The following is a 26182-nucleotide window of genomic DNA, read 5'->3' as shown; positions in this document are numbered from 1 at the left end:
GCTATACTCCCGTGAACGGTTCTTGACAATCGACCGTATCGGCCGTCGGGAACAAGGGGGCATGTATGCTAGCGCTCATCCGATCTTCCTGCTCCTCCTGGCGCCTCACGCTGGCTGCAGGATTCCTCGTCGCGCTCCTGCTGACCGCTGCGACCGCGCAGTCGGCGGCGGCCGAGTACGGCGAGCCGGTCCCCGGGCAACACGTCTACGACACCACTGACCTGCTCACGCCTGAGGAGATCGCCGACCTGGAGGCACGCGCCGCGGCAGTCGAAGCCGCGGGTGCTCCGATCGTCGTCTACCTTCAGGCTCGTGACGCTTCCCAGAGTGAGACCGAGGCCGATGCCCGCGCCCTGATGGATGCCTGGGATGTGCAGTCAGCCCCCGGTGCCCATGACGGCGTCGTGATGTTCTTCAACCTCAGGCCCGGAAATCTCCGTCGTGGTCAGGTGTTTATCTACGCCGGGGAGAAGCACTTCGACGGAGGAAACCTACCGGAGTCGGAGCTGCAGCGCATCATCGATGAGGAGATGATCCCGCTGCTCCGGGAGAACCAGACGGCTGAGGGGATCGGGGCTGGGCTCGACGCGATCGCCCACTCGCTGACCAACGGCCCGCCGAGGCAGCCGGTGCACAAGTGGCTCGCCCGTACGGTTACCGCCGGGCGGTTCAGCATTGCCAATATTGCCTCGGCCGCGGTGAGCATCTTCATGGTCCTCACCGGCCTGGCCACCTACCAGGCGCGCTCGATCACCCGTAGTCCGGTCGTGCCCACGACCAGGAAGCCGGATGACACCCCACCGGCCATTGCCGGAGCCCTCGTGGCGGGTAGGGTTACCCCGTACCAACTGGAAGCGACCCTGATCGATCTCGCCCAGCGCGGTGCGCTCGTCTTTGAACCGGCCGACAAGGGAGGCATGCAGATCCGCCTGGTTGACCCGAGCCTCGTTCGGGCGCCCTACGAGCGTGCCCTCTGGACGAGTCTCGAACTCATGAGCCAGAAGACCGGTGCGATCTCAGGCGAGGCGCTGGGGGAGCTGTGGAGGTTCTGGGGACGGGCGCGCGCCGAGCTCCAGGCCCAGTTGGAAGCAAATGGCCTCTTCGACCGCGAGGGGAAGGGGCGCCGCCCGGTGCGCCTCGCCATCATGGTGGCCGTTCCCGTTTTGCTTGGCGTGGTCGCCGCCGAGTCCATCGCGAATGGCTCCGGCACACCCTTTGGCGCGGTCCTGATCGCCCTGGGGGTACTGGGGGTACTGGGGGCCATGTTGCTGTCCGCGCGTGTGCCTGATACCACGGCGCTCGGCCAGAGCATGGCTGTCCCGTGGCGTGGCTATATGGAGGGCATCGTCGCGGCTGCGTACGATCGCACCGCCGAGCTTGACCTGGACGAGGCGTTCCCCTACGCGGTCGCGTTCGGCGTCATTGATAAGCTGGATAAGCGTATCCGCGAGGCGAGCGCCGCCGGCTGGCAACCGATCTGGTTCGAGATGACGAGGCGGCCTTCTGGCAGCCGCAGCGACGACTGGTACTTCTATCACTACTGGCACGACTACCACCGTGCCTCCAAGCGGTCGTCGTCCTCGTCCTCCTCGAGCGACAGCGCGTCCTCCGGAGGCGGTGGTGCGGGCGGACGCTTCTAGGCGTGACCGGCGACCGTTGGTCCCTACCGGATGAGCGCGGACTAGGGCTCGAACCGGTATCGCTCCAGGAGGAGGAAGCCATCGGCATCCGCGCCGGGAACCGCGTTCGGCCGGCCGTCGGCGTCGAGCAGGGCCAGCCGGAGGTCCAGCGGCTCGGACGTGCCCGGGATGTCGAGCGTTGCCATCGCCAGGGCGATCATCGGCTGGTCCGGCGCCGTGGCCGGCAGCGCCAGCCGCGCCTCGCTGATCGACTCGCCCGCCAGCTGCACCGCTGCCGTGTGGGCTGCGCTGCCCGCCGGCAATGCCCAGGCGAACACCAGCGTCACCCGGCCGCCCTCCAACGGCGTCAGCCGAAATCCCTGAAAGACGATACCGTCTCCCCAGGGGATCGTCGGCACGCTGAGCGGGATGTGCTGGCCCAGGCGCTCGTCGATGCGGTAGACGCGGTACAGCTCGGCGCCGTCGGGGGCGTGGGCAACCTCTACCGGCGGGATCTCCGCGAAGATCTCCATCAGGTGGGGATCAACCGGTGTGGCCGCCGGCACGACCAGCCACCCGCGCCGCACCCCGGTCGCAGGATCGCCGGGTAGGAGCAGCAGATGCCGCCCGTCGACGTCCACCCGTGGCGCGTCGCCGGACAGGTAGCGCACGACCGCGTCGCGGCCGTATGTGCTGTAGACCACCATCCCGTCGGGGGGCAGGTCCCGGATCGCCGCCAGCGAGGCGACCACCCCGGCGTCCAGGGCCCATCCCGTGGCCGGGTCCGCGGCCCAGCCCGCGAAGTACCGCCACGCCCCGGTGATCACCGTCGCCGCGATGGTGGCGACTGCCGCGCCGGTCATCACCACGCGTCGCCACCGCCCGTGGGCGCGCTCGACGGCGACCCGCATACCGAGCACCGGCAGGAGGGTGAGCAGCGGCAGCGCCGGGAGCAGCCGCCCGGGGTGGTCGGGGTCGACCAGCGCGGCCGGGAGGAGCAGCAGCGCTCCCCAGACGAGGCCGACGGTCGCCAGCGGCCGCCGGACCCGGCGCACCGCGACTACGCTTCCCACCAGCACCCAGGGCACTAGCCATAGGTCGAACAGCGGCGCGTCCGGCAGGTTCAACGCCGTGTCCGGCGCACCGGGCCAGATGATCCGAGAGAGCGCGCTCCCATAGCCGTGGATAGTTTCGGTGATACCGGAGACGGTGTCGCCCGGAAGGCCGGGCGTGGGTGACCAGAAGCCGAGGCGTCCCGCCGCACCGCCCCCGCCAGCGACGACCGGCAGTGCAGCCAGGGTGGCAACCAGGAGCGAGATCGCGAGTCCCCATGCCACAGCCCTGTCGCTCTCGCTCCTTCGTGCCCGCCACAGGGCCGCGCCCAGCGCGACGAGGAGCAGCGCCGGCACGACCCGCAGCACCGGGTCTGCGGCGAACGCGACCGCCGCGGCCAGCCCGGCCAGCACGTACCAGGGGAGAGCGAGGCGGAGCGGCCGGCGGATCGCTTCGAGCACCAGCCAGAGCAGCGCCGCCAGCCCCGCGGCGCCCACGGCCGGGCTCAATCCCAACCGGCCGAAGAGGAGCGACCAGAAGCTGCCCGCGAGCAGCGCGCCCCCGGCCAGTCCCCCTACCGGGCCGACGGCCCGCCGCAGCCAGAGCGCCGTGAAGCCTACCGTCGCCGTTCCGGCCAGCGCCGCGCCCAGCGCCGGCGTCGCCACGTCGAATCCGGTGAGGCGACCAGCCATGGCGATGAGCGCAGCGAGCGGAACCGAGGCCGCGTCCGCGTCACGCAGCGCCCCCGGGATGCCGCTCTCCACCAGCGCCCGCGCCAGCAACCCGTGCTCGGCCGCGGCACCGGGCAGCCCCGGCGGCAGATCGCCGAGCCAGACCACCCGCAGCGCCCCGGCCGCCGCCAGGAGCAGCAGCATCCCGGCGGAGAAGCCGAGCCGGGGCAGGCGATCGTCCTTGATCGGAGGTGTTCGTTCACTCACGCCCCGGCATTCTACCCGCGCGCGACGGGGAAGGCGATGGGGGTGGGGGATAGAGTCGATCCGAACGGGAGAGTGAGCTGCGATCTATAGGAGGATTGGCAATTATCGCTTTTCCATCAGTGGGAGAGCATGCGAGAATCACGACAGGCTTCGACGCATAATCGCTTGTTGGGGTGGAAGGTACGGTACCGGTTTCGGTGGGGGTGGCGTCCGTGGCGGGTGCTGGGCGTCGGCAATGCCTCTACGTCTTCCTCGATGAGGCTGGGAACTTCGATTTCGGTGCGACCGGGACAAGGCACTTCGCGGTAGCGAGCGTCGCTCTTTACCGACCGTTCCCGTTCGCCGCTGCATTGGATGAGTTGCGGTGTGACCTGGTCGAGCGCGGCATCGAACTGGAGTACTTTCATGCCAGTGAGGACGCACAGTCCATCCGGAACCGGGTATTCGACGTAATCGTCGGCGCTCTGGACGCACTGCACATCGACTGTGTAATCGCCGAGAAGGCGGCGGTACCCGTGGAGCTCCAACAAGTTGAGCACCTGTATCCGTGGATGCTCGGCTGCTTACTCAGGTGGACGCTGAGTCAGGTCGATTGGCCGACCGTGGCCGAGGTCATCGTCATTACGGATCGCATTCCTGTGAAACGAAAGCGCCGTGCGGTTGAGAAGGGCATCAAGCTGGCACTTGCTGCCATGTTGCCTGCAGAGACCCGATACCGTGTTCTTCATCACGATTCGAAAGCGTGGTGGGGCTTGCAGGTCGCTGATTACGCGAACTGGGCTGTGTACCGGAAGCGGGAGAAGGGAGATGAACGCAGCTTCGATCGGATCAGGTCCGCGGTGCGCGTCGAGTTGAATGCGCTCCAGGAATTGGAGAGACACGCGTCGGGACGTCCCAAGCCCCCCAATTAAGAGTGACCGCCTTGACTACCCTTACGGGAGAGCCCACTGGGCTCTTGTCATCAAGGCGGAACCTTTGACAGGAGATTATCCTAGCGTCAGTATAGCGCGGCGATCTCGTTGGTGCAAGCGTGGTACGGGGGGCGGACCGGTAATCACTATTGGTCAGCCCGATGTCGACCAACCTGCCGGCGGCTATGTCTCGGCTGACACGGTCAATTACACCGGACAATGCATACCGGACGATCCGTCCTGTGCAATCCAGTCTGGCTCGACTGCTACATCGTGCGGCTCGATCGGCCAGCCATCGACCATCACCTGGATGGTCGCAACGCTTCGTGGCGCGAGATCCGCGAGATGGAGCCATCCCGATATACCGTGCTAGACTGGCAGCGATGTCCGGGCACGCCGGGGCCGCGGACGGCCGCCGGTAGGCCGTATCGGTCGCGTTGGAGCCTATGGAGGCGGATCCGATCGCCCAGACACCGCTCGAGCAAGACGCGAATCCCCGACCGCCAAACATCGTCATCCGCGGCTACGGCCAGTACTACGATGTCCGCACACCCGAGGGTATCGTGCGCTGCACCGTCCGCGGTGTGCTCAAGCGTGCGCGCCGCAAGACCGACCCGGTGGCGGTTGGGGATCGGGTCGAGATCACGCTGACCGGACCGGGTGAGGGGGTGATCGAAGCGGTCGCGCCGCGGTTGCGGACCCTCTCGCGGCGCGCTCGCGGCACCGAGGACGTCGAACAGGTCATCCTGGCCAACCCGGATCAGTTAGTCGCCGTGTTTGCCGTGGCCGAGCCCGAGCCGCACCCGCGTATGCTCGACCGCTTCCTCATCATCGCCGAGGCGCGCGGGCTGGCGGCGGCGGTCTGTGTCAACAAGATCGACCTCGACCCGTCCGGGGAGCTGCGTCGCATCTTCGATCCCTACCGCGCGGCCGGCTACCCGGTTATCGAGACGAGCGCCACCACCGGCGTCGGGATCGACGAGCTGCGCGCCATCTTGCACGGTAAGGTCTCGGCGCTCTCCGGCCCCTCCGGTGTGGGCAAGTCGAGCCTCATCAACGCGCTGCACCCTGAGTTAGACCTGCGCGTGGGGGAAATCAGCGCCGTGACCGGAAAGGGGCGGCACACGACCACTGCCACAACCCTGATCCTCCTCGACGACGAGACCTATATTGCCGACACTCCCGGCATCCGCCAGCTCGGCTTCTGGGGCATCGACTTCGAGCGCCTCGATCACTACTTCCCGGAGTTTCGCCCTTACCTCGACCAGTGCTACTATGCCGACTGCACCCATCTGACCGAGCCGGGCTGCGCCGTGCTGGCCGCTGTGGAGGCCGGTGCGATCGATTACGATCGGTACGAGAGCTACCGGGCGCTGCGCGCGGGAACCGACGACCGCTAGCCGACTACGCCGCCCGCAGATGTGCCGGGAGCAGAGAGGAGACCGCCCATGGACACCGCGATCCAGAGCCTGCGCGATGGCTTCAAGCAGGTGCTCGCCGAGCAGCACGACGCCTGGCGGCAGGTGCTCGATGGATTGAGCGCCGAGGCACTCAACTGGAGCCCCGGCCCGGAGATGAACTCGCTCGCGGTGCTGGTGACGCATTCGCTTGGGGCCGAAGAGTTTCTGATCGCCACGGCCGTCGGTGAGGCGGTTCAGCGTGACCGGGAGGCCGAGTTCCGCGCCGAGGCGCCCGACGCCACGACGCTGCTGCGCCTCATCGACGAGTCCAGTGCCCGCACCGCCGAGCTGCTCGATCGCGTGACCGCTGAGGACCTCTCGGCGATCCGCCAGCCGGCGGGGGACCGGTTGAATCGCCGCCACCCCGGGATCTGGTGGCTGCTCCATGCCGTCGAGCACAGCCGTGAGCACCTGGGCCAGGCCCTGCTGACCCGCCAGCTCTACGAGTCGCGTTCCTAGTGCCTGGCCCCTACGGTGTGATTGAGAGGGGGACATGATGGCCGAATGGGACCAGCAGGACCAGCAGGGTGATCAGCCGGAGATGGAGAGCCAGGCTGCTGCATCGTGGCTCCAGGTGCTTCTTGGCGTCCTCTGCGCGGTCGGCTTCGTGGCGCTCCTGTTCGGCCTCGTTTACATCAAGGCGAACGGACTCTAGGTCGCCGGCCGTCCCTCGCGGCACGTTGCTTGCGCCATTGCGGTCGTGGGGCCCCACGCATTGGTGTCTGCCCGTCCCACCACGGCGCGGCGGATATGGCGAAAACCGCAAAGGAGTACGTGCCATGAGTGACGACCGCGACCAGTTGAAGGGCAAGGGCGAAGAGCTCAAGGGGAAAGCCAAGCAGGCCTGGGGCGACATGACCGATGATACCCAGACCGAGGCTGAAGGCAAGGGCGAGGAGATCAAGGGCAAGGCCCGTGAGAAAATGGGCGAGGCCCGCGACCGCCTGAGCGACCTGGGCGACGACGAAGAGAAGCGGCAATAACCACCCTCGCCCGTCATGAATACGGACACACGACGGCGCCGGAGAACACCTCCGGCGCCGTTGCTGTGCCTCGGGCTCTGCTCGGAAGGACAGGAACGGGAGGACGGGTGTCGCTGGCTCATCGCGTGGCGGCTCGTACGATGCACGGCGGCCAATTGGATGGTGCCAATTGGCCCTTGCACTCTTTGGGCAGTGCGCCAAGATGGGTCTTCGGAGGTGCCCCTCGCGAGGGGGGGATATGGGGGCAGCAGCCTGGAGGGGACCTGATGGAGCCAACCCGCGATCGACCGCGCTTTGAATTGAGTGCACGGCTCGTTGCGATCATCGGTGTGATGATCGCCGTCGTCTTCGTCGCCACGTTCAGTGTGAAGATCCCGATCCCCGGCGGCTACATCCACTTCGGCGATATCGCGATCTACTTCGCGTCGTTTGTCTTCGGCCCCATCGTCGGCCTGCTCGCCGGGGCACTCGGCCCGACGCTGTCGGATCTCCTGTCGTACCCGAGCTACGCGCCGGGTACCTTCGTCATCCACGGTCTTCAGGGGCTCGTCGCGGGCATGATCGGCTGGCGCGCGGGGGTGCCGCGCATGATCTTGGCGGTGATCGCCGGGGGCGCCATCATCGTCGGCGGCTACTTCCTGTACGACCTGGCCGTGGTCCGCGTCGGGCTCGGCGTGGCCGTGACCGATGCCGGCTTCAACACCCTGCAGGCCGTCACCGGTGCGGTCGTCGCCATCCCCCTGGTGCTAGCCGTGCGCCAGGCCTACCCGCCGATCGCCACCTGGACTGCCCGGCGTACCTGGCGCGAAGAGCCGGAGTAGTCCTCGCGGGGTGCGCTGAGATTTCCCGACGCACCGCGCGTTTGCGTAACTATTCACGCCGAAGGAATGCAATTTGCGCCGGCATCGCCGCTGCATGTTGTGATGCTGGCGCGATGCGCCTCCTGGTGCATGCGCCGCTGTGCCGCGGCCGCGAGGCCGATGGGGAGAGAGGTCAGGCCATGCACCTCCAGCCCGCGCCAAATCGCTTCGTCGTGCTGGTCCTCCTGGTTATCACCGCGCTCGTCGTCGCGGCTTGCGGCGGGGGGGCGGCGGAGGAGGTCAGCCCCACCGCCGGCGGGGTGGTGACGACCGCGACCGCCGCGATGCCCAGCGGCTCACCCGCCGCCAGCCCGACCGGCAGTCCCGCCGCGAGCCCCGCCGCCAGCCCCGCTGCCAGCCCCGTCGGGACGCCGGGTGGGACTCCGACCGGCGGTACCGGCGGTGTCCAGGATCTGACGGGTTGGGCCACGCCGTCCGACACTGAGGACGGCACGATCGCGCTCCTCCTGCCCGAGACCAAGACGGCTCGCTACGAGAGCGCCGACCGGCCGTTCTTCGAGGCGTACTTCCAGGAACTCTGCCCGAATTGCCAGATCATCTACAACAACGCCAACCAGGACGCCGCGACGCAGCAACAGCAGGCTGAGGCTGCGTTGACTAACGGTGCGCAGGTGCTCGTGCTCGACCCGGTCGACTCCGCCGCCGCGGCTGCGATCGCCGAGCAGGCACAGGCCCAGGGTGTGCCGGTCATCGCCTATGACCGAGCGATCCTCAACTCGGAGGGCGTCAGCTACTACATCTCCTTCGACAACGTGGAGGTTGGCCGGCTGCAGGCCCAGACGCTGGTTGACGCGCTGGAGGGGGTGGACGATCCCCAGATCGTCATGATCAACGGCTCCCCGACCGACAACAACGCCGGCGAGTTCAAGGAGGGCGCGCACAGCGTCTTCGACCCGCTGGTGGACGCGGGCGAGTTGACCATCGCCATGGAGTACGACACCCCCGACTGGAGCCCGGACCAGGCGCAGAACGAGATGCAGCAGGCGCTGACCGCGCTCGGTAACCAGGTCGACGGCGTCTACGCCGCCAACGACGGAACCGCCAGCGGCGCGATCGCGGCGATGAAGGCTGCCGGGATCAGCCCGTTGCCGCCCGTCACCGGCCAGGACGCCGAGCTGGCCGGCATCCAGCGCATCCTGATCGGCGAGCAGTACATGACCGTCTACAAGGCGATCCAGCCGGAGGCGGAGATCGCCGCCGAACTGGCCTTCGCGCTGCTGACCGGGCAGGACGTCCCGGAGAGCGTCACCGGCGGCCAGACGGCCAACAACGGCGCGACCGATGTCCCCGCGATCCTGCTCACGCCGGTCGCCGTAACCCAGGACAACATCGCGGACACCGTGGTCGCGGACGACTTCTGGACCGTCGACGAGATCTGCACCCCGGAGTACGCCGACGCCTGCGCCGAGGCAGGGCTGGAGTGACGAGGGCTGCGTATTGCGTACTGCGTCTTGCGTAGGGGATGACCCTCATCCCCGCCTCTCTCCCAACTCTCGGAGGGGGGAGCACTACGCGGTACGCATTACGCAGTACGGGTGACGCATGACGCATGACGGATCCTGTCGATGACCACTGCCGTGACACCGATCCTCGAACTCCGCGGGATCTCGAAGCGCTTCGGCGCGGTGCAGGCCCTGCATGAGGTCGACTTCGAGGTCTACCCGGGCGAAGTCGTCGCCCTGGTCGGCGATAACGGCGCCGGGAAATCGACCCTCATCAAGGTCATCGCCGGAACCCATCGGGCCGACGCCGGGGACTACCACTTCGCCGGGGAGGCGGTCGCGGTGACCCACCCCGGCGACGCGACGCGGCTGGGGATCGAGACGGTCTATCAGGACCTGGCCCTCTGCGACAACCTCGACGTCGTCGCCAACCTCTTCCTGGGCCGGGAGCGGGTTGACTCGCTCGTGCCGCCGGTCATCCGGCCGCTCGACGAGGTGGAGATGGAGCGCCGCGCCGTTGAGGTCCTGGCCAGCCTGAATGTACGCATCCCTTCGGTCCGCAGCCCGGTGGCGACCCTCTCCGGGGGGCAGCGCCAGTCGGTCGCCATCGCCCGGGCGGTGATGTGGAACTCGGCGGTGGTGGTCCTCGACGAGCCGACGGCCGCGCTGGGCGTCGCCCAGACGCGGCAGGTGCTCAACCTGATCCGGCGCCTGCGCGACCGCGGGCTGGGCGTGGTCGTCGTCAGCCACAACCTGGCCGACGTCTTCGAGGTCGCCGACCGCATCATCGTGCTGCGTCTGGGTCGCCGGGTCGCCACCTTTGCCCGGCGCGACGTGACCCCCGAGCAGGTGGTGGCCGCGATCACCGGTGCCGGGATCGGACAGCAGGGCAACGGGCCGCTGCCCCCTGATGGGGTGGTCGCGGGGCCGGACGGGGAGGCGACGCCATGAGTACCGGCACCAGGCCCGCGGCGGAGGAGTCCCATGCCCCGGCGGCCGCGCCCGGGCTCCGCGGCTGGCTGCGAGTGGCCGGGGAGCGCGCAACCCGAAGCAACATCGGCGCCCTACCGGTCCTCCTCGGGCTCGCCGTCATCGCTGTCATCTTCCAGATTGCCAACCGCAACTTCCTGACGGCGCTCAACCTGACCAACCTCATGATCCAGATCGCCGCCGTTGGCACCATCGCGGTCGGCGTGACGCTGGTGCTCCTGCTCGGCGAGATCGACCTCTCGGTCGGCGCGGTCAGCGGCCTCGCCGCCGGGGTGATGGCGGTGCTGTCGGTCAAGCAGGGGTGGCCCGCGCTGGCAGCCGTGGCCGCCGCCATCCTGGTCGGGACGGCCATCGGCTTCCTCCAGGGCGCCTGGAGCTTCAAGCTGGGGGTGCCGTCCTTCATCGTGACCCTGGCCGGCTTGCTCGGCTGGCAGGGGGCGCTGCTGCGCGTGCTCGGGTCGACCGGGACGATCAACCTGAACGACCCGTTCATCACCGGGATCGCCAATCGCCTCCTGCCGCTCTGGCTCGGCTGGGCTGCCGGCATCGCCTTCGTCCTGATCTATGCCGGGACAGCCCTCTGGAGCCGCCGCGAGCGGCTGCGGGCCGGACTCCCAGTGCCGGCGGTGGGTGGCGTGGCCCTGCGCATCGCGGTCGTTTCCCTCGGCGTGCTCGCGGCGGTTGCCCTCATGAGCGTGGACCGCAGCCCCAACCCCCGGGTGCAGATCGCGGGCGTCCCCTCGGGTGTGCTGATCTTCCTGATCTTCGTGGTGGTCTTCGACCTGATCACGCGGCGGACACGCTTCGGCCGCCATATCTACGCCGTCGGCGGCAACGCCGAGGCGGCGCGGCGGGCAGGCATCAACGTCGATCGAGTCCGGATCACCGTCTTCATGCTCGGCTCGACGCTGGCGGCTTGCGGCGGCATCTTGGCCGCCTCCCGCCTCTACGCCGTCAACCAGGCTTCCGGCTCCGGCGACGTGCTGCTGAACAGCATCGCAGCGGCCGTCATCGGCGGCACGAGCCTCTTCGGCGGGCGGGGCACCGTCTGGTCCGCGCTGCTCGGCGCGCTGGTGATCGGGGCCATCTCCAACGGCATGGACCTGCTGGCCCTCTCCGCCGCGATCAAGTTCATGATCACCGGCGGCGTCCTGCTGCTGGCCGTCACCATCGACGCCCTCGCCCGCCGCAGCCGCCAGGCCGCCGGTCGGGCGTAGGGGAGCCGGGCGGTGGTGTGTGCCGTCTGGTAAGTGCTGGGGGTTATGGCCCTCGACGGATGCGGTGGGTCTCCGGCGGTGGTCTGTGCCTGGGACGGGTGGTGCAAAGGTTCCCGTACTGCGGCACGTGCCCGGGGGTTTACCCCCGGGCTGAATAGGGGAAAGCCCACTGAAGGGGCTGTGATGGCAACATGCAGGCGCATTCAAGCCGGCAGGCTCGCGGGCACCGAGTCCTAGTCCCTTCAGTGGACTTCGCTGTGTCAGCCCGGAGGTTTACCCCCGGGCTCTAACCGGCTGGTGGGTGCCCAACGCCGGTGTCTGGGGCCTGCCCGCCCCAGCCGGCTTTAGCCGGCTTTTCATTGTGAGCCCGGGGGTTTACCCCCCGGGCCCAAACCACAGCGCGGGGATCCTCCCTTCACCCGCCCGGGTACGCGCCGCTGCACAAGATCCTTGACACCAGACAGGGAAAGGTTCAATCCCCTCGCCCTCACTCCTTCGGCATCGCCTTGATCGCCTCGTAGGCCGGGCGGGGGGTGCCGTCCGGGTAGAGGAGGGCGTAGGCGGTGAAGGGGTGACCGTCGCCGTTGAAGGCGCCGAAGTTCAGGTTCCAGATGAACATCCGCTCGACCCAGGGCCACTCGGTGCGTGCGATCTCGTAGGCCCGCACGAGGTACCGTGCCTGGTCCTCCTCGCTGACCCAGTTGCCGAAGCCCCACGAGGGCCAGTCGGTGGCGGTGCCCCAGCCGAACTCCGTGATCCAGATCGGCAGGTGACCCAGCCCGGCGTTCACGACGGCGGTGTGCAGCGCCTCGGCGCGGCGGAAATAGAACTCCGGCGCGTTGTTCCAGGCGGGCGTATTGGCCGGGTTGCCCGGCCAGTAGTTGTCGGGTGGGTTGCCCGCGCCGTAGGCGTGGATGCCGATCACGTCGATGTAGCGGCCTGCCTCCCCGCCGTTCAGCGCGAGCAGCTCCTCGGTGTAGGCGAGGTCGTCCCAGATCACGTTCGGCTCGCGGAGGCTGCTCGGCGCCATCCCGGCCAGTACCACCAGCGCGTCCGGGTCCTGCCGCCTGACCGCCTGACTCCCTTCACGCAGCAATTCCAGGTACCCGGCCGGGCGGATCAGTCCTCCGGCCTCGGGGGCGATGTTGGGCTCGTTCCAGATCTGCCAGGCGTCGACGCGGCCGCGGAAGTGGGCGACGAGGACCTCCATGAAGCGCCCGAACGAGACCGGATTGGCGGGAGTGCCGGGCGGGATGTCGAGTGCCCAGGCCGGTGGCGCGTTCACCGTGACCAGCACGTGCAGCCCGCGCTCCCGCGCCGCGTCGACGAAACGGTCGAGCGGGTGAAAGATGTAGTAGCCCGGCTCCGGCTCCATCAGGCCCCACTGACCCTGGACCCGCACCCAGTCGCAGCCGGCGTCGCGGACGAGATCGAGGTAGGTCTCATTGGTGACGTGGTTCGGTTCGTCGCCCCACCAGAAGACGTTGAAGGCGCAGCCGACTGGGTGGTTGTAGAGCGGTTGCGGGCCGATGGGCGCGCCCGGCCCTCCTGGTCCCTCCGGGGTGACCGCCAGGGGCGGGACCGGCCGGGCCGCGAGCGCCTGTCGGCCGAGGTGGCCCAGCAGTACGTCGTGGGGCCAGGGGTTCTCCGGGTGCCACTCGAAGCGGGCGCGCTCGAAGTACTGCACAGTGCGCCCGTTCTCGATGAACTCCTCGCTAATCGGGTAGCCGAAGGCCGCCAGACCCCCGCGTGTTTCCCAGTAGATGCGGAAACCGCCGCAGAGCCGGTGGCCGGTGGCGGGGAAGACGCGGCAGTGGTGGTCGTTCGCGGCGTTGACCGGCTGGAAGGGCGGCTCATCCCGGCGGTCGAGCGTCGCCAGGGCGCCGAGCCGGGTCACGAGCACCTCGTACCCGGAGCCGGCCAGGTGGTCGTGGCGTTCGAAGACGGCGCGCTCGAAGTACTGCCGCAGCAGGCCGTCCTGATAGAAGACGCGGCTGATCGGGTAGCCGAAGGTCGGCAGCCCGCCGTTCTGCTCCCAGAAGCGCAGGAACGGGTCGCTCACCCAGAAGCCTGTCTCCGGGAAGTAGGCGGCCCGCGGGCCGAACTCTGACGCCGCCTGGGCGCCGGGTGAGCCGGGCACGGCGAGCACGCTCACAAGCACGAGCGCCAGCAGCCAGGCGCGTAGGCGCCTCGTCCCCCTCACGATCGACAACCGTGTCCTCTTCCCTTTCCTCCCCTTGACCCTTTCGGCCGCGGCACCGCGCCTGGCCCCTTTCCCTATTATCTCATACGCGCCACGGTGCGATCTGTTACGGAAACGGTCGCGCGATGGGGATAAGGGACCCCTCGTGGGTCCGTGCCCAAGCCTGCCGGGTGCTGGAAACAGCCGGCTGGCGTACACTCCCAGCGGAGGGCGCCGCGGCGCCCGGGGAGGTATCCGGTGGCCGACGGGCCGTACATAATCGAGATCCGCGACTTCACCTATCGCTATCCCCCGGCCGAGCCGGGCGGGGCGCCGGTGACGGCGCTCGACGGGATCACGCTCGACATCGCAGCCGGGGAATGCCTGGGCGTGACCGGCACGGCCGGGAGCGGCAAGAGCACGCTCTGCCTGGCGCTGAACGGCCTGGTGCCGCACGCCACCGGGGGCACGGTGCGGGGTGAGGTACGCGTCGGCGGCTGGAGCACCAAGGAGGTTCCGGTGCCGCGGCTGGCGACGCGGGTCGGGATGGTCTTCCAGGACCCGGAGAGCAACCTGGTCGGGTTGACGGTGGAGGACGAGGTCGCCTTCGGCCCCGAGAACCTGGGGGTGCCACGGGAGGAGATCGCGGCCCGGGTCGCCTGGGCGCTGGAGGCCGTCGGGATGGCCAGCGCGCGCCGCCGGCCGGCGGCGCAGCTCTCCGGCGGGCAGAAACAGCGGGTGGCGATCGCCGCGGTGCTGGCGATGCGACCCCAGGTGTTGGTCCTCGACGAGCCGACTGCTCAGCTCGATCCGACCGGTAAGGAGGAGGTTGCCGCGGCGATCGCGGCCCTGCGCCGGGAGCGCGGCGCGGACCTGACGGTGGTGCTGGTGGAGCAGGACGCCGAGTTGCTGGCGCGGCTGTCCGACCGCGTCGTGGTGCTCGACGCCGGGCGGATTGTGCTCTCCGGCACGACGCGGGAGATCTTCACCCGGGTGGATCATCTCGCCGCGCTCGGGGTCTTCGCGCCGCAGGTGGCCGAGGTCACGGCCCGGCTGAGTGCCGCGCTCGGCGCGGACCTGGCGGCGCTGACTCCGGAGGAGGCCGCCCCGGCCCTGCGGGCACGGCTGCGCAAGCCTGGTCATCCCGAGCGGAGCCAGGAGCGGGCGGAGCCGTTCGTGGGTGATAACCCGGTGCCTGGAGACGAATCCCTCAACGCCGCCGACCGACGCGGAGCAGCAGGTGAGCCCGTTCTGACTGCCAGCGAACACGACGCTGCTGCACCGGAGCCGCTGGTCGTGGTCGAGGGGGTGCACTACCGGTACGGCGGATCAGTCCCGGCGCTGCGGGGGGTGGATCTGACTCTGGCGCCCGGGGAGTTCGTCGCGCTGCTTGGGGTCAACGGATCAGGGAAGACGACGCTGGCCAAGCACCTCAACGGGCTGCTGCGACCCGACGCCGGGCGGGTGCTGGTGGCCGGGCGCGACACGCGGCAGCACCCGCCCGGGGAGCTGGCCCGCGTCGTCGGCTACGTCTTCCAGAATCCCGACCACCAGATCTTCCAGCCGACTGTCGCTGCCGAGGTCGCCTCCGGGCCGCGGAATCTGGGGGCGCGCGGCGCGGACCTGGCCGAGCGGGTGGACGAGGCGCTCGCGCGCTTCGGCCTGACCGACCTGCGCGATCGCCACCCGATGCTGCTGGGCCGCGCCGCGCGGCGGCGCGTGGCGCTGGCCGCGGTCTACGCCACGCGCCCGCGCCTGCTGGTCCTCGATGAGCCGACCGGCGGGCTGGACCGGCGGGACACCGCGGAGCTGATGGCGACGCTGGAGGCGCTGGTGGCGGAGGGTACCACCGTGCTCCTGATCACCCATGACCTGCGCCTGGCCGCAACACACGCGCGGCGGGTCGTGGTGATGTGGGACGGCCGGGTGGTGGCCGACGGGCCGCCCGAGGCGATCCTGGCCGACGCCGAGCGCCTGGCCGCGGCCGGACTGCGTCCGGCGCCGGTGACGCGCCTGTCGCTGGACCTCGCGGACACCGGGATGCTCCCGGCGCTCACCGTCGAGTCCTTCTGCGAGGCGTTCCTGCGCCGTGCATCCGGCGGGGCGGCGTGTCCGGCCGGCGGGCGGACGTTTGAAGGGCGTGAGCCATGAGCGCGGCGGGCTTCGACCTGTACGTCCCCGGCGACTCCTGGCTGCACCGGGTGGATGCCCGGGTCAAGATGGCGTTCGTGGTCGGCGCGCTGGCGCTGCTGCTGGTCTGGTCCAACCTGGCGCTGTTCGTGGTGGCGCTGGGGTTGATCCACCTGGCGCTCATGAGCGCCGGAGTGCCCGGAGCGCGGCTGGCGCGGGTCTGGCGCACGCTCGCGCCCTTCCTGCTGCTGATCGTGCTGCTCTGGCCGCTCTTCAACCGGGGCGGGACGCCGGTGCTGCTCGAGGCCGGCCCGCTGCGCATCACCGGACGTGCGCTGCTGGGGGGAGTTGCCGCTGCGCTGCGCATCGCCGCCCTCTCGTTCGTCTTCGTCCTCTGGCTGAGCACCACCGACCAGCGGCAGATCGTGCGGGGCTTCGTCCGCCTTGGCCTGCCGTTCGGCCTCGGCATGGCGCTGACGATCGGGCTCCGCTTCATCCCCACCTTTGCCGGGGTGTTCCAGACCGTGTCCGACGCGCAGCAGGCGCGAGGGCTGGTGTTGATCGGGGGCGCGCTGCGCCGGGCGCGGGCGATGATCCCGATCCTGATCGCGGCGCTGGTGACGGTACTGCGCCTGAGCGAGCAGCTCGGGTGGACCCTGGAAGCGCGGGCCTTTGGCGCGCCGGTCCCGCGCACGACGCTGCACGACCTGGCGATGCGGCCGGTCGACTGGCTGCTGCTGGTTCTGGTGGCCGGCGGTGCCGGGGTGTTGCTGTGGCTCTCGCTTACGGCCGGCCTGGGCCGGGGCTTGCTCTGGCCGGTCGTGTAGGACGGATCGGACGGAAGACGCGGTGGTGCTTATTGCCCGCCCGCCGTTAATGTCCGTACATGCGTACGTACGCAGTGTTTGCTCTCGGCAGACGCTGAGATGAGAAGAGAGGAGCTGCCGGACGTGATCGAGCCCTTCGCCGCGCGGCTGGCCGCCGCCCAGGGCGGCGCCCACGCGCTGATCGACCTCGATGCCTTCGCCGGAAATATCGCGTACGTACGCAGTCAACTCCCGGAAGGCGCCGAGGTGATCGCGGTGATCAAGGCCAACGCCTACGGCCACGGCCTCGTGCCCTGCGGCCGCGCCGCGTTGGCAGCCGGGGCCTCCCGGCTGGCGGTCGCCCGTATCGAGGAGGCGCTGCTCTTGCGCGCGGCGGGGGTGGTCGCTCCCATCCTCGTCCTCAGTCCGGCCAACCCCGCGCTGGCGCGCCAGGCGGCCGAGAGCGGGATCGCCCTGGCCGTCGGCTCGGCCACCGGTCTGAACCGGCTGCTCGACGCCCTCGGCGACGACCTACCGCCGCTCCCGGTGCACCTCAAGGTCGACACCGGTATGCACCGCTTCGGGGTCGAGCCGGAGGGCGTGGTCGAGCTGGCACGCGCGCTGGCGCGGGAGCCGCGGGTCCGGGTCGAGGGGGTCTTCACCCACTTCGCCACCGCGGACGCCGCCGACGACCGCGTGCTGCAGGAGCAGACCCGGCGCTTTGCCGCGGCGGTCCAGGCCCTGGCCGCGGCGGGCCTGCAGCCGCCCCTGGTGCACATGGCCAACAGCGCCGCCATCCTGCGAGGGGTCGTCGAGATCCCGGCTCCCCGTGCCACGATCGCGGTCCGCGCCGGCCTCATCCTCTACGGGCTGAACCCAAGCCGGGAGCTTCCCCTCCCGGCGCCGATCCGCCCAGTGCTGCGGCTCGTGACCCGCGTCGGGCAGGTCTTCACCGTCCCGCCCGGCGAGGGCATCTCCTACGGCTGGAGCTATATCGCTGAGCGACCCATCCGCTGCGCCAACCTCCCGATCGGCTACGCCGACGGGCTGGTGCGCCTGCTCTCCAACCAGGGCTGGGCCGTCGTCGGCGGTGCCGTCTGCCCGATCCGTGGTCGCATCTGCATGGATCAGACGGTGATCGAGGTCGAAGCCGCACCGGACGTCGCCGAGGGGGACGAGGCCGTGCTGCTGAGCGACGGCCGGGACGGTGCCATGACCGCCGACCAGGCCGCTGCCCTGGCCGGGACCATCAACTACGAGATCGTCAGCGCCCTCGCCGCCCGCATCCCGCGCGTCTACCTCCGCGGCGGCCGCCCCGTCGCCGTCCTCGACCTGCTGGGGCTGGTGGAGGACCCGTCCGCCGCCTGCTGACCGGCGTGCGTTGGCGGGGGGTACGGTGTCGGGGTGCGACGGCGGTCGCCCGAATATGCTCGGGGCGGGTGGTGTGAGGGCTCCCGCATCGTGCTGCGTGGCCGGGAGTAATGGCGTTTGACGACTTGTTTGGGGATGCGCGGCTGGCGCGTGCCCGGGGCTACAGCGGCCGGGCTGACCAGGAAAGCCGGCTCTAGCCGGCTGGGACGAGGCATGGCTCACCGCCCGGCGTTGTGTCTCACCACTCGGCGCGTGCCCGGGGCTAAAGCCGCCGCCGGGCTGACAACAAAAGCCGGCTGAAGCCGGCTGGGACGAGGCATGGCTCACCGCCCGGCGTTGTGTCTCACCACTCGGCGCGTGCCCGGGGCTAAAGCCGCCGGGCTGAATAATGGGTAAGCCCACTGAAGGGGCTACGATGGCGACATCCAGGCGTACGCGGTTCGGCCTCCCACCGGACCCAGCGTCCTCAGCCCCTTCAGTGGGCTTCGCCGTGTCAGCCCGGTGGCTTTAGCCCCGGGCACCTAGCAGGCGGCAGGACCCACTCCCGGGGTGTGAGTTCTGTACCCTAGCCGGCTTGAGCCGGCTTTCGTTGTCAGCCCGGCGGCTTCAGCCCCGGGCCAATACCGCGGCGCGGGGATCCTCGTGCCACCCGCGCTGTGCACCGACCACCGCGCGAGCACGCGAACACCTGGGCTCGAAACCCAATTCGGGAAGACCCCTGGCACTTGTGACATAACTCCGGCACCATCGCGCCGACCCATGTCTACCGGTTCGTTGTCACGGATTCTTGACATGGTGTCTTCTATCCGTTACCTTCGGGGCGAAGGAGGCTGCTGTGGGGCGTCGCGTCGCCGTCGAGAGAGTCGAGAGCCAGGTGCGGGAGCGCCGGATCGCCGCCGGGCTCAGCCAGCAGGCGCTGGCGGAGCGGGCAGGGCTGACCCGGCAGGCGGTCAGCGCCATCGAGGCGGGGCGCTACCTGCCCAACACCGCGGTGGCCCTGCGTCTGGCGCGGGCGCTCGGATGTCCGGTTGAGGAGCTGTTTCGCCTGCCGGATGTCCCGCCGCGGGTGCGGGCCGACCTGGTGGGCGACGTCTCGGCAGGCGACCGGCGGGTGCAGGTGGCGCGCGTCGGTGGGCGGCTGCTGGCCCGGCCGCTCGCCGGTGCCAGTGGTCCGCTCACCCCGGCTGACGGGTTGCTGGTGGAGGCAGCGCCGGGCGGCCGCGGTGCGATGGTTGATCTGCTGGTCGACCCTGAGGTGGTCGAACACACCGTGGTCGTGCTCGGCTGCGACCCGGCGCTGTCGCTGCTTTCGGCGCACCTGTCGCGGCGCTACCCCAGCCTGCGGCTGCTCTGGACGCATGCAGGGAGCCTCGCCGCGCTGCGCGGGCTGGCGCGGGGGGAGGCGCACGCGGCCGGAACCCACCTGCGCGATCCGGAGACGGGCGAGTACAACCTCCCCTTTGTGCGGCGCGAGCTGGCAGGCCGGCGCCTGCACGTCGTGACGCTGACCGAGTGGCAGCAGGGGCTGATCGTGGCCCGCGGTAACCCCCGCGGCATCGCCGGTCCTGCCGACCTGGCGCGGCCCGACATCACCATCGTCAACCGCGAACCCGGCTCCGGCAGCCGGGCCATGCTCGACGCCGCGCTCCGCGCCGCCGGGGTGGTGCCGGAGCAGGTGCGGGGGTATGCGCGCGAGCTGCCGACCCATTTGGCCGTGGCCGAGGCGGTCGGCAGCGGTGCGGCCGATGCCGGCCCCGGTATCGCTGCCGCCGCACGGGTGCTCGGGCTCGATTTCCTCCCGCTCCAGGAGGAGCGCTACGACCTGGTGATCCCCACCGACTACCTCGATGCTCCGGCGGTGCAGGCGCTGCTAGAGATCGCGGTTCATCCTGGCTACCGCGCCGAGGTGGAGGCGCTCGGCGGCTACGACAGCTCGCGTGCCGGATCCATCGTGGCGGAGTTGGGCGCGTGACGATGCTGGAGCAGCACCGGATCACAGCGCGCCGTGAAGGATGGCATCCCCGCTCGATGGCGCTGGTGGCGGTCGTGGCGTTCCTGGCGTTCGGTCTCGTCCTCGCCGGCTGTGGGGCGACAGCCGGAGGCGCCGAGCAGGAGGCGATCACTGAGCCGACCGGCGGGGCCATGGTGTCGGCCACACCGGAGGCTGCCGGCGCGCCGACCGGCGAGGTCACGGTGTTCGCCGCGGCTTCGCTGACCGACGCGTTCCAGGAGATCGGCGCGCAGTTGGAGGCAGACAACTCGGGGCTGCGGATCGTGTTCAACTTCGCCGGCTCCCAGGCCCTGCGCGCGCAGCTCGCCGAAGGCGCCCGGGCGGACGTCTTCGCCTCGGCCGACGAGGTGACGATGGAGGGCGCGCGGGAGGACGGTTCGATCGCGGGGGAGCCGCTCATCTTTGCCCAGAATCAGTTGGTGGTCATCCTGCCTGCGGACAACCCGGCCGGTGTGCAGGAAGTGCGTGATCTGGCGCGGCCGGGGCTGAAGCTTGTGCTGGCCGACGAGACGGTCCCGGCCGGGCGCTACGCGCGGCAGGTGCTGGCGGCGATGGGGCAGGACCCGGCGTTCGGCAGCGATTTCACGGATCAGGCGCTGGCCAACGTCGTCTCGAACGAGACGAATGTCAGGCAGGTGGTCGCCAAGGTGCAGCTCGGTGAGGCCGACGCCGGGATTGTCTATGCATCCGACGTGACGCCGACCGTGCGCGCGGAGGTGACGGTCCTCGACATTCCGGCGGAGGTCAACGTGGTTGCTCGCTACCCGATCGCGATCGTTCAGAACGCCGGTAACCCGACGGGCGCCCAGGCTTTCATCGACGCGGTCCTCTCACCCGCCGGGCAGGATACCCTCGCACGCCACGGCTTCCTCCCGGCATCGAGCGGCGGTGACCAGTGAGCGATTGGACAGCACTTGCCGGCGCGGTCGAAGCAAAGCCCGAGCGGGAGCGCGGTCGGGCTCGGCGCCCGGGTCTCTCGCCGCTGGGTGGTGCGGCGCTGCTGCTGGTTCTCTTCCTGGCCGTTCCGCTCGTCGCCCTGGTGTGGCGTGCGCTGGGCGAGCCGGGGGTCTGGGCTGCGGCCGGCCAGCCGCTCGTGGTGCGGGCGCTGCGGCTGAGCGTGGTCACGACGGCTATCACCATCGCGGTCGCGGTGGTGGCCGGAACCCCGCTGGCCTACCTGCTGGCGCGGCGGAGGTTCCGGGGCAAGCGGCTCGTCGAGGTCGTCATCGACCTGCCGCTGGTGCTGCCGCCGGTGGTGGCGGGCGTGGCGCTGCTGATGGCGTTCGGCCGGCGCGGGCTGCTGGGGGACGCCCTGGGTGCCGTCGGCATCGAGCTTCCCTTCACCACCGCGGCGGTGGTGCTGGCCCAGGTCTTCGTGTCGGTACCGTTCTACGTGCGCGGCGCGAGGGCCGGGTTCCAGGCGGTGCCGGTTGAGATCGAGGAGGCCGCCGCGATCGACGGCGCGAGCACCTGGCACACCCTGCGCCGGGTCACCCTCCCGCTCGCGCTCCCCGGCGTCGCCTCGGGACTGGTGCTCTGCTGGGCGCGGGCGCTCTCCGAGTTTGGTGCGACCTTGATGTTCGCCGGGAACTTCACCGGCCGTACCCAGACCATGCCGCTGGCCATCATGAGCGCGATGGAGCGGGATCTCGATGCGGCGCTCGCGCTCTCCGTGCTGCTCCTCGCCGTCGCCGCGGCGGTCCTGATCCTCGCCCGGCTAGTGGCGGGCCGGCGCGTAGAGCCGTAGCCCGGCACCCCGTTTGCGGGGTGGGGTCATGCCTGCAGCGAGGGCCGCAGGCCGGGCAGTCCGTTCATGGAGAGGCAGTGCGATGCACGAGCACGAGCACGGCCAGGAGCACGGACACGGTATGGTGAATCCCATCGAGCTGCAGAAGTTGCTGGGCGGGATCAACTACCCGATCGACAAGAGCACGCTGTTGGACCGGGCGCGCGATGCCGGAGCCGGCAGCGAGGTGCTGGATGCGCTCCGGCGCTTACCCGATCAGCGCTACAACAGCCCTACCGATATCTCCGATCAGATCGGCAAGTTGACCTGACCTGCGCGTAGGGATCTCGTACCGACCGCGAGTGGTCGGAGACGGGTGCAGGTGAGGGATAAGCGGGTCTCCGGCGGTCCGGGGTTTGGGCCTGGAGGCGCCGGAGACCCGCTCACGGTGTCACGCGCATCCACCGCTCTCGCTCGCTGCTCGATGTCGGATGCGGCGGGCCTGTCACGGATTCGGTTCGCCGGACGCCTCATTTTGGACGGTGACATCCCAGGTGTCATAGCATGCGCGGAGCACCTCGGGTGGGGCCTGGACGCCGAGGATCTCCGCCAGGCGGGCAAGGATCAGGGCGGCACGCACCGGCTGGCGCAAGGCCCGGACGATGTCCGCTTCGGTGGGGATCGGCACGCCGTCGCTGTCCCCGCTGCGGTAGCCGAGTTGCTCGGCCACTTCGATGCTGACGTCCAGGATCGCGTCGGTGATCTGCCCGGCCAGGTATGGTGGCAGCGGTCGCATCAGTATCCCCCGTCCGCTGGTGGTGGCTCGTCTCACCCCTGGCTGGCAGGAGCGATCGCGGCTTCACGCCGAGCGGCCCCGGTCCGCCCAAGCCGCTCGGGAGGGGCTGCCTCGACGACCCTCGCGCCCGCGGACCTGAGGGCGAGGGCGATACCAGCCGCGATCCCTGGCAATCCTATCGTGCCGTGCCGCGATGACGAACTGCTGACCCTCGCTGTGCGCCACGATTTCAATGATGCAGGAATCCACGTCCCGGTCGGAAATCCGGTCCCTCGAGCCTCCTGGAAATGGAGAGGAGGCATCCAGGGGATCCCGAGAAGGTACGGATGGCCCCCGTACCTTACTAACTAACCCGGGAGATCAGGACTAACAGCCCAAGGGTGTTCCGGGACGATCGGCTATCTTACCTATGGGATGCTGGCGCATCTTACACCACGTACTGCTCGCGGCGCCGCAGCCCGCGAGCGACCCCGTGCAGGGAGGCCATGTCCGCTAAGGAGTCCGTCGTGGTGTCGTCGGACGTCCAGACCAGTAAGCAGGTCGCGCTCCGGGTTCAGCCGCATCTGGATACGGTCCGCAGTGCGGCGGTGGAGACGCTCCGGCGTGAACCGGACCGTGGCCGGATCGCCGCGGCGCAGCGTGCCCTGGCCACGGTGCGTGAGATCGCGGAGGAGGCCGGCGTCGAGGTCCTGGCCGCGGCCGCGGTCATCGTCGGGGAGGCCCTGGAGATCGCCGGGGCCGAGGGAGCGGATCCGGCCCTGAACCTGGGGCACTACGCCTCTGCCGCCGCAGCCGACCTGACCCGGATCGTCCACGCCCTGCTGATGGACGAGGACCCGGCACCGCTCCTCGAGCACGCCCGCGCGATGCTGCGTGCTATGCCCCGCGGCGAGCTGCAGCAGTTCATCGAAGTTGACCTCAGCGATCGAGAGTTCCTGGCGAAGGTGCTGGCCACCGCGCCGCGGCCCGCGATGCCTAACCCCCCCGCCCGCCGCTTGGTCCTCCCGTTGGCGGACCTCCAGGAGATCTACGTGCGCCTGGATGCCTACGCCGCGTGTGTGCGGGAGATCACCGTCGCCGGGCGCCGTGAGGCGCTCGATGAGCTGCTCGCCGCGGCCGGTGCACTGGGGGACGTGGCGACCCGCATGGGCGTGGAGCAGATCGAGCGGGTCATGAGCGCAGTCTGTCGCGTGCTTGAGGGCTTCCGCACTACCGAGCAGTCGCTTACCCCGGACGGGGTCGAGCTCGCCATTGCCGGGCAGCAGATCATCCCGATGATCCTGGAGGCGCTCGACGACCCGGCGCGGGTCGCCCGGGCTGTCGATGCGCTGGTCGAGCAGGCGTCCAACCTGCTGATCCAGGTGCGGCGGGCGAGCGAGCCCCTGGAGGAGTACTGGCCGGAGCCGGACCACGCCGCCCTGGCCGCTGCGGTGGGTACCAAAGACCACCTGCTGACGGCGCCTCCCGACGGCCTGGGCGAGACGCTGCACCTGCTTGACGATAGCCCGCCGGCATCCGCCCCTGACCCGGAGCCGTTGCTTACCCGCCCGGTGGGCGACGCCACGGCGCTCTTCGCCGAAGACGCGGCCGCACTGCTGCCGCGCCTGGCCGAGGTCGTCCTCGCGCTCGAGCGCGACCCCGGCTCCCCCATTGCCTCCCGCAGGCTGGAGCGGACGCTCCTCGCGCTGCGCGGTGCCGCCGCGGCGGCCGGGCTGCGCTGGATCAGCGAGCACGCCGCCCGGATGGTCGCCTTGCTCGACAGCGCCGACGGCAACGACCGCGCCGCGCTGCTGCGCGAGGCCCATGCGCTCTCCGATGCCCTGGAGCAGGTCATCCTGCAGGCCAACACCGAGCAGCCCGCGCTCCGCGCTGCGCGCCGAACCCTCCGCTCGGATGTCGAGGCGGTCGAGCGACTGGTGGCGCAGGCGAGCGAGTTGGCCGTCCGCACCGGTGGGCACGAGTACCGGTCCTACCGCCTCGCCGTCGCGACCCAGGACCTGCGCGCCGGGCGCGATCGTATCCGCGATGTGGCGCGAATGCTGGCCGAGCGTCCCGCAGACGCGGCCGACCTGGCGGCGGAGCTGGTCGCGCTCGTCGCCGACCTCTCGCGCGCCATCGACGACCTCGATCACCTGCGGGGCGAGTTCGATGCCGGTTGGCGGCGGCAGGTTCACGCGCTGGGCGAGCTGGACGACGGCTTGCGGGCGCTGCGCTTGGTGCCCTTCTCCGCGCTGGTGCCGCGCCTGGAGCGCGCCGCGCTCGGTACCGCCCGCGCGGCCGGCACGCTCGTGCGCTTCATCGTCGACGGCGGCTCGACCGAGATCGACGCGACACTGCTCGAAGGCGTCGGGGCCGCGCTCCTGCCGCTCGTCCGCAACGCGGCGCAGCACGGGATCGAGCCACCCGATGTCCGCCGCGCCCGCGGCAAGCCCGAGGAGGGCACCGTGCGCGTGCGGGCCGAGCGAGACGGCAGCCAGGTGGTGATCCAGATCTGCGACGACGGCGCGGGGATCGACGACCAGGAGATCGCCCGCCAGGCGGCACGCTCCGGCTTCCCCGTTCCTCCCGATGGGCTAACCCGGGAGCGGGCGCTGCAACTCCTGTTCATGCCGGGTTTTGGCATGAAGCCGTCAGCCGACGGCGGACCGCCCCGTCGCTCCGGGATCGACACCGCCGGCATCGCCGTCTCGGAGATCCGGGGGACGATCACGGTAGAGTCCGAGGTCGGTCGTGGCACTACCTTCACCATCCGCGTCCCGCTGCTCCCGTCCCTGACCGAGGCCCCGGTTGTGGCGGTCGCCGGCACGCGCTACGTGGTGCCCTTCGTCGATGCGTCGGCCTGCGATCCCTCACCGGAGGTGATCGCCGTGGACGGGGGCGGGTACGTTGCCCAGTGGGACGGCGACACGCTACCGGTGGTGGATCTCGGCGCGCTGCTGGGCGTGCGCTCGTCCGAACACGCGGCGGCGCCGGGCGGGCGGTTCATTCAGGTCCACCACGCGGGCCAACGCTGGCTGGTGCGAGTTGATGCCCTCTTCGAACCGCAGGCCGTGATGATCCGGCCGCAGGGGCTGCAGGGCCAGGGACCGGTCGCCCCCGGCGTCGTCGCGACGACCGCGATGCCGTCGGGTGAGGTCGCGCAGATCCTCGATCTGGCGCAGGTCCTCGACGCCGCGCGCGTGCCTGCGCGCGGAGGGCCGCCGACCAGCGTCCTCCGCCGTGCCCCCGTCGTGCTGGTCGCGGATGACTCGATCGGCGGGCGCCGGGCGATGGTCCAGGCGCTGGAGCGGGACGGCTGGCACGTTCGCGAGGCGCGGGACGGGCTGGAGGTGCGGGAGACGCTGGAGACGACCGCGCCCGACCTGATGGTGATCGACGTGGACCTGCCTTTGTTGACCGCGTTCCGCGTCGTGGACGCGATCCAGCGATATCCCGACCTGCCGGTGATCGCCCTGATGGCCCACGATGACCCCGGCTCCCAAGGGCATGCCCAGTCCCTCGGCGCCCGCGCCGCACTCCCCCGCCCCTGCGACACCGACACCCTACTCCGCACCGTGCGTGAGATCCTGCCCGATGGGGATGGTCCTGGGGGTAATCGCGATTGACCGACCTGGGCGGGTGTACGCGGTCGCCCCTGCCCGCGTTGGGGGGATTCTTCGAGTTGAT

The 26182-nt window shown here is 70.2% G+C and carries 21 protein-coding genes; 18 read left to right on the top strand and 3 right to left on the bottom strand.

Going from position 1 to position 26182, the window contains the following annotated elements:
- The first annotated feature begins 65 nt into the window (after positions 1-65).
- Entirely contained in the window at positions 66-1640 is a 1575-nt protein-coding gene (locus STHE_RS15510; protein ID WP_012873536.1) for a DUF2207 family protein, read from the top strand.
- Positions 1641-1681: 41 nt separating this feature from the next.
- Here the strand turns inward: STHE_RS15510 and STHE_RS15505 are convergent, their stop codons facing one another.
- Positions 1682-3610, bottom strand: coding sequence for a KOW domain-containing RNA-binding protein (locus STHE_RS15505; RefSeq protein WP_148220128.1), 1929 nt, complete (start codon positions 3608-3610; stop codon positions 1682-1684).
- 212 nt (positions 3611-3822) lie between these two features.
- On the opposite strand from STHE_RS15505, the gene STHE_RS18240 reads away from it, so the two are divergent.
- The 9 genes from STHE_RS18240 (at position 3823) to STHE_RS15465 (ending at position 11494) form a co-directional block, all read left to right on the top strand.
- The gene (locus tag STHE_RS18240) at positions 3823-4521 is read left to right on the top strand and encodes a DUF3800 domain-containing protein (protein WP_012873534.1); all 699 of its coding nucleotides are present in this window, start codon (positions 3823-3825) and stop codon (positions 4519-4521) included.
- 446 nt (positions 4522-4967) lie between these two features.
- Positions 4968-5921, top strand: a complete 954-nt coding sequence (rsgA, locus tag STHE_RS15495) for a ribosome small subunit-dependent GTPase A (protein WP_012873533.1) — start codon at positions 4968-4970, stop codon at positions 5919-5921.
- 48 nt (positions 5922-5969) lie between these two features.
- A complete protein-coding gene (locus STHE_RS15490; protein WP_012873532.1) occupies positions 5970-6440 on the top strand; it encodes a DinB family protein in 471 nt (156 codons plus the stop codon).
- Positions 6441-6477: 37 nt separating this feature from the next.
- Positions 6478-6636, top strand: coding sequence for a hypothetical protein (locus STHE_RS19130; RefSeq protein ID WP_169308215.1), 159 nt, complete (start codon positions 6478-6480; stop codon positions 6634-6636).
- Positions 6637-6760: 124 nt separating this feature from the next.
- Positions 6761-6964: a CsbD family protein gene (locus tag STHE_RS15485; protein ID WP_012873530.1), complete on the top strand. Its 204-nt coding sequence runs from the start codon at positions 6761-6763 to the stop codon at positions 6962-6964.
- A 266-nt stretch (positions 6965-7230) separates the two neighbouring features.
- On the top strand, positions 7231-7785 hold the full coding sequence (locus STHE_RS15480) for an ECF transporter S component (protein WP_012873529.1): 555 nt from the start codon (positions 7231-7233) through the stop codon (positions 7783-7785).
- A gap of 179 nt (positions 7786-7964) precedes the next feature.
- The gene (locus STHE_RS15475; protein WP_012873528.1) at positions 7965-9269 is read left to right on the top strand and encodes a sugar ABC transporter substrate-binding protein; all 1305 of its coding nucleotides are present in this window, start codon (positions 7965-7967) and stop codon (positions 9267-9269) included.
- A gap of 141 nt (positions 9270-9410) precedes the next feature.
- Positions 9411-10238 carry an ATP-binding cassette domain-containing protein gene (locus STHE_RS15470; protein WP_012873527.1) on the top strand — a complete coding sequence of 276 codons (828 nt, stop codon included), beginning with the start codon at positions 9411-9413 and terminating at the stop codon, positions 10236-10238.
- On the top strand, positions 10235-11494 hold the full coding sequence (locus STHE_RS15465) for a sugar ABC transporter permease (RefSeq protein ID WP_012873526.1): 1260 nt from the start codon (positions 10235-10237) through the stop codon (positions 11492-11494). The genes STHE_RS15470 and STHE_RS15465 overlap by 4 nt, the downstream gene beginning before the upstream one ends.
- Before the next feature lie 487 nt (positions 11495-11981).
- Here the strand turns inward: STHE_RS15465 and STHE_RS15460 are convergent, their stop codons facing one another.
- Complete coding sequence (locus STHE_RS15460; protein ID WP_041400732.1) at positions 11982-13697, bottom strand: cellulase family glycosylhydrolase; 1716 nt, start codon at positions 13695-13697, stop codon at positions 11982-11984.
- 237 nt (positions 13698-13934) lie between these two features.
- Between STHE_RS15460 and STHE_RS15455 the strand changes: the two genes are divergently transcribed.
- The 7 genes from STHE_RS15455 to STHE_RS15425 all read left to right on the top strand — a co-directional run bounded on the left by STHE_RS15455 (position 13935) and on the right by STHE_RS15425 (position 22051).
- Positions 13935-15827, top strand: coding sequence for an ABC transporter ATP-binding protein (locus STHE_RS15455; RefSeq protein ID WP_012873524.1), 1893 nt, complete (start codon positions 13935-13937; stop codon positions 15825-15827).
- A complete protein-coding gene (locus STHE_RS15450) occupies positions 15824-16633 on the top strand; it encodes an energy-coupling factor transporter transmembrane component T family protein (protein WP_012873523.1) in 810 nt (269 codons plus the stop codon). The genes STHE_RS15455 and STHE_RS15450 overlap by 4 nt, the downstream gene beginning before the upstream one ends.
- A gap of 99 nt (positions 16634-16732) precedes the next feature.
- Positions 16733-17983 carry an alanine racemase gene (gene alr / locus STHE_RS15445; protein WP_148220127.1) on the top strand — a complete coding sequence of 417 codons (1251 nt, stop codon included), beginning with the start codon at positions 16733-16735 and terminating at the stop codon, positions 17981-17983.
- A gap of 835 nt (positions 17984-18818) precedes the next feature.
- The gene (locus tag STHE_RS15440) at positions 18819-19955 is read left to right on the top strand and encodes a substrate-binding domain-containing protein (protein WP_012873521.1); all 1137 of its coding nucleotides are present in this window, start codon (positions 18819-18821) and stop codon (positions 19953-19955) included.
- Between the two features lie 2 nt (positions 19956-19957).
- Positions 19958-20893 (top strand): molybdate ABC transporter substrate-binding protein, encoded by a 936-nt coding sequence (modA, locus tag STHE_RS15435; protein WP_245534929.1) that lies wholly within the window; start codon positions 19958-19960, stop codon positions 20891-20893.
- Positions 20890-21741, top strand: a complete 852-nt coding sequence (locus tag STHE_RS15430; RefSeq protein ID WP_012873519.1) for an ABC transporter permease — start codon at positions 20890-20892, stop codon at positions 21739-21741. Before modA ends, STHE_RS15430 begins: the two co-directional genes overlap by 4 nt.
- Before the next feature lie 82 nt (positions 21742-21823).
- Positions 21824-22051 carry a DUF2795 domain-containing protein gene (locus tag STHE_RS15425; protein ID WP_012873518.1) on the top strand — a complete coding sequence of 76 codons (228 nt, stop codon included), beginning with the start codon at positions 21824-21826 and terminating at the stop codon, positions 22049-22051.
- Between the two features lie 174 nt (positions 22052-22225).
- Here STHE_RS15425 and STHE_RS15420 read toward each other — a convergent pair whose 3' ends face one another.
- Positions 22226-22516 carry a hypothetical protein gene (locus STHE_RS15420; RefSeq protein WP_012873517.1) on the bottom strand — a complete coding sequence of 97 codons (291 nt, stop codon included), beginning with the start codon at positions 22514-22516 and terminating at the stop codon, positions 22226-22228.
- A 506-nt stretch (positions 22517-23022) separates the two neighbouring features.
- Here STHE_RS15420 and STHE_RS15415 point away from each other — a divergent pair.
- Positions 23023-26121: a response regulator gene (locus STHE_RS15415; RefSeq protein ID WP_012873516.1), complete on the top strand. Its 3099-nt coding sequence runs from the start codon at positions 23023-23025 to the stop codon at positions 26119-26121.
- Positions 26122-26182 lie beyond the last annotated feature (61 nt).

Source organism: Sphaerobacter thermophilus DSM 20745, from assembly GCF_000024985.1.
Classification (GTDB): Bacteria; Chloroflexota; Chloroflexia; order Thermomicrobiales; family Thermomicrobiaceae; genus Sphaerobacter; species Sphaerobacter thermophilus.
Note: the sequence above shows the minus strand (reverse complement) of the source record. Positions and strands in the feature narration are given on the sequence as shown.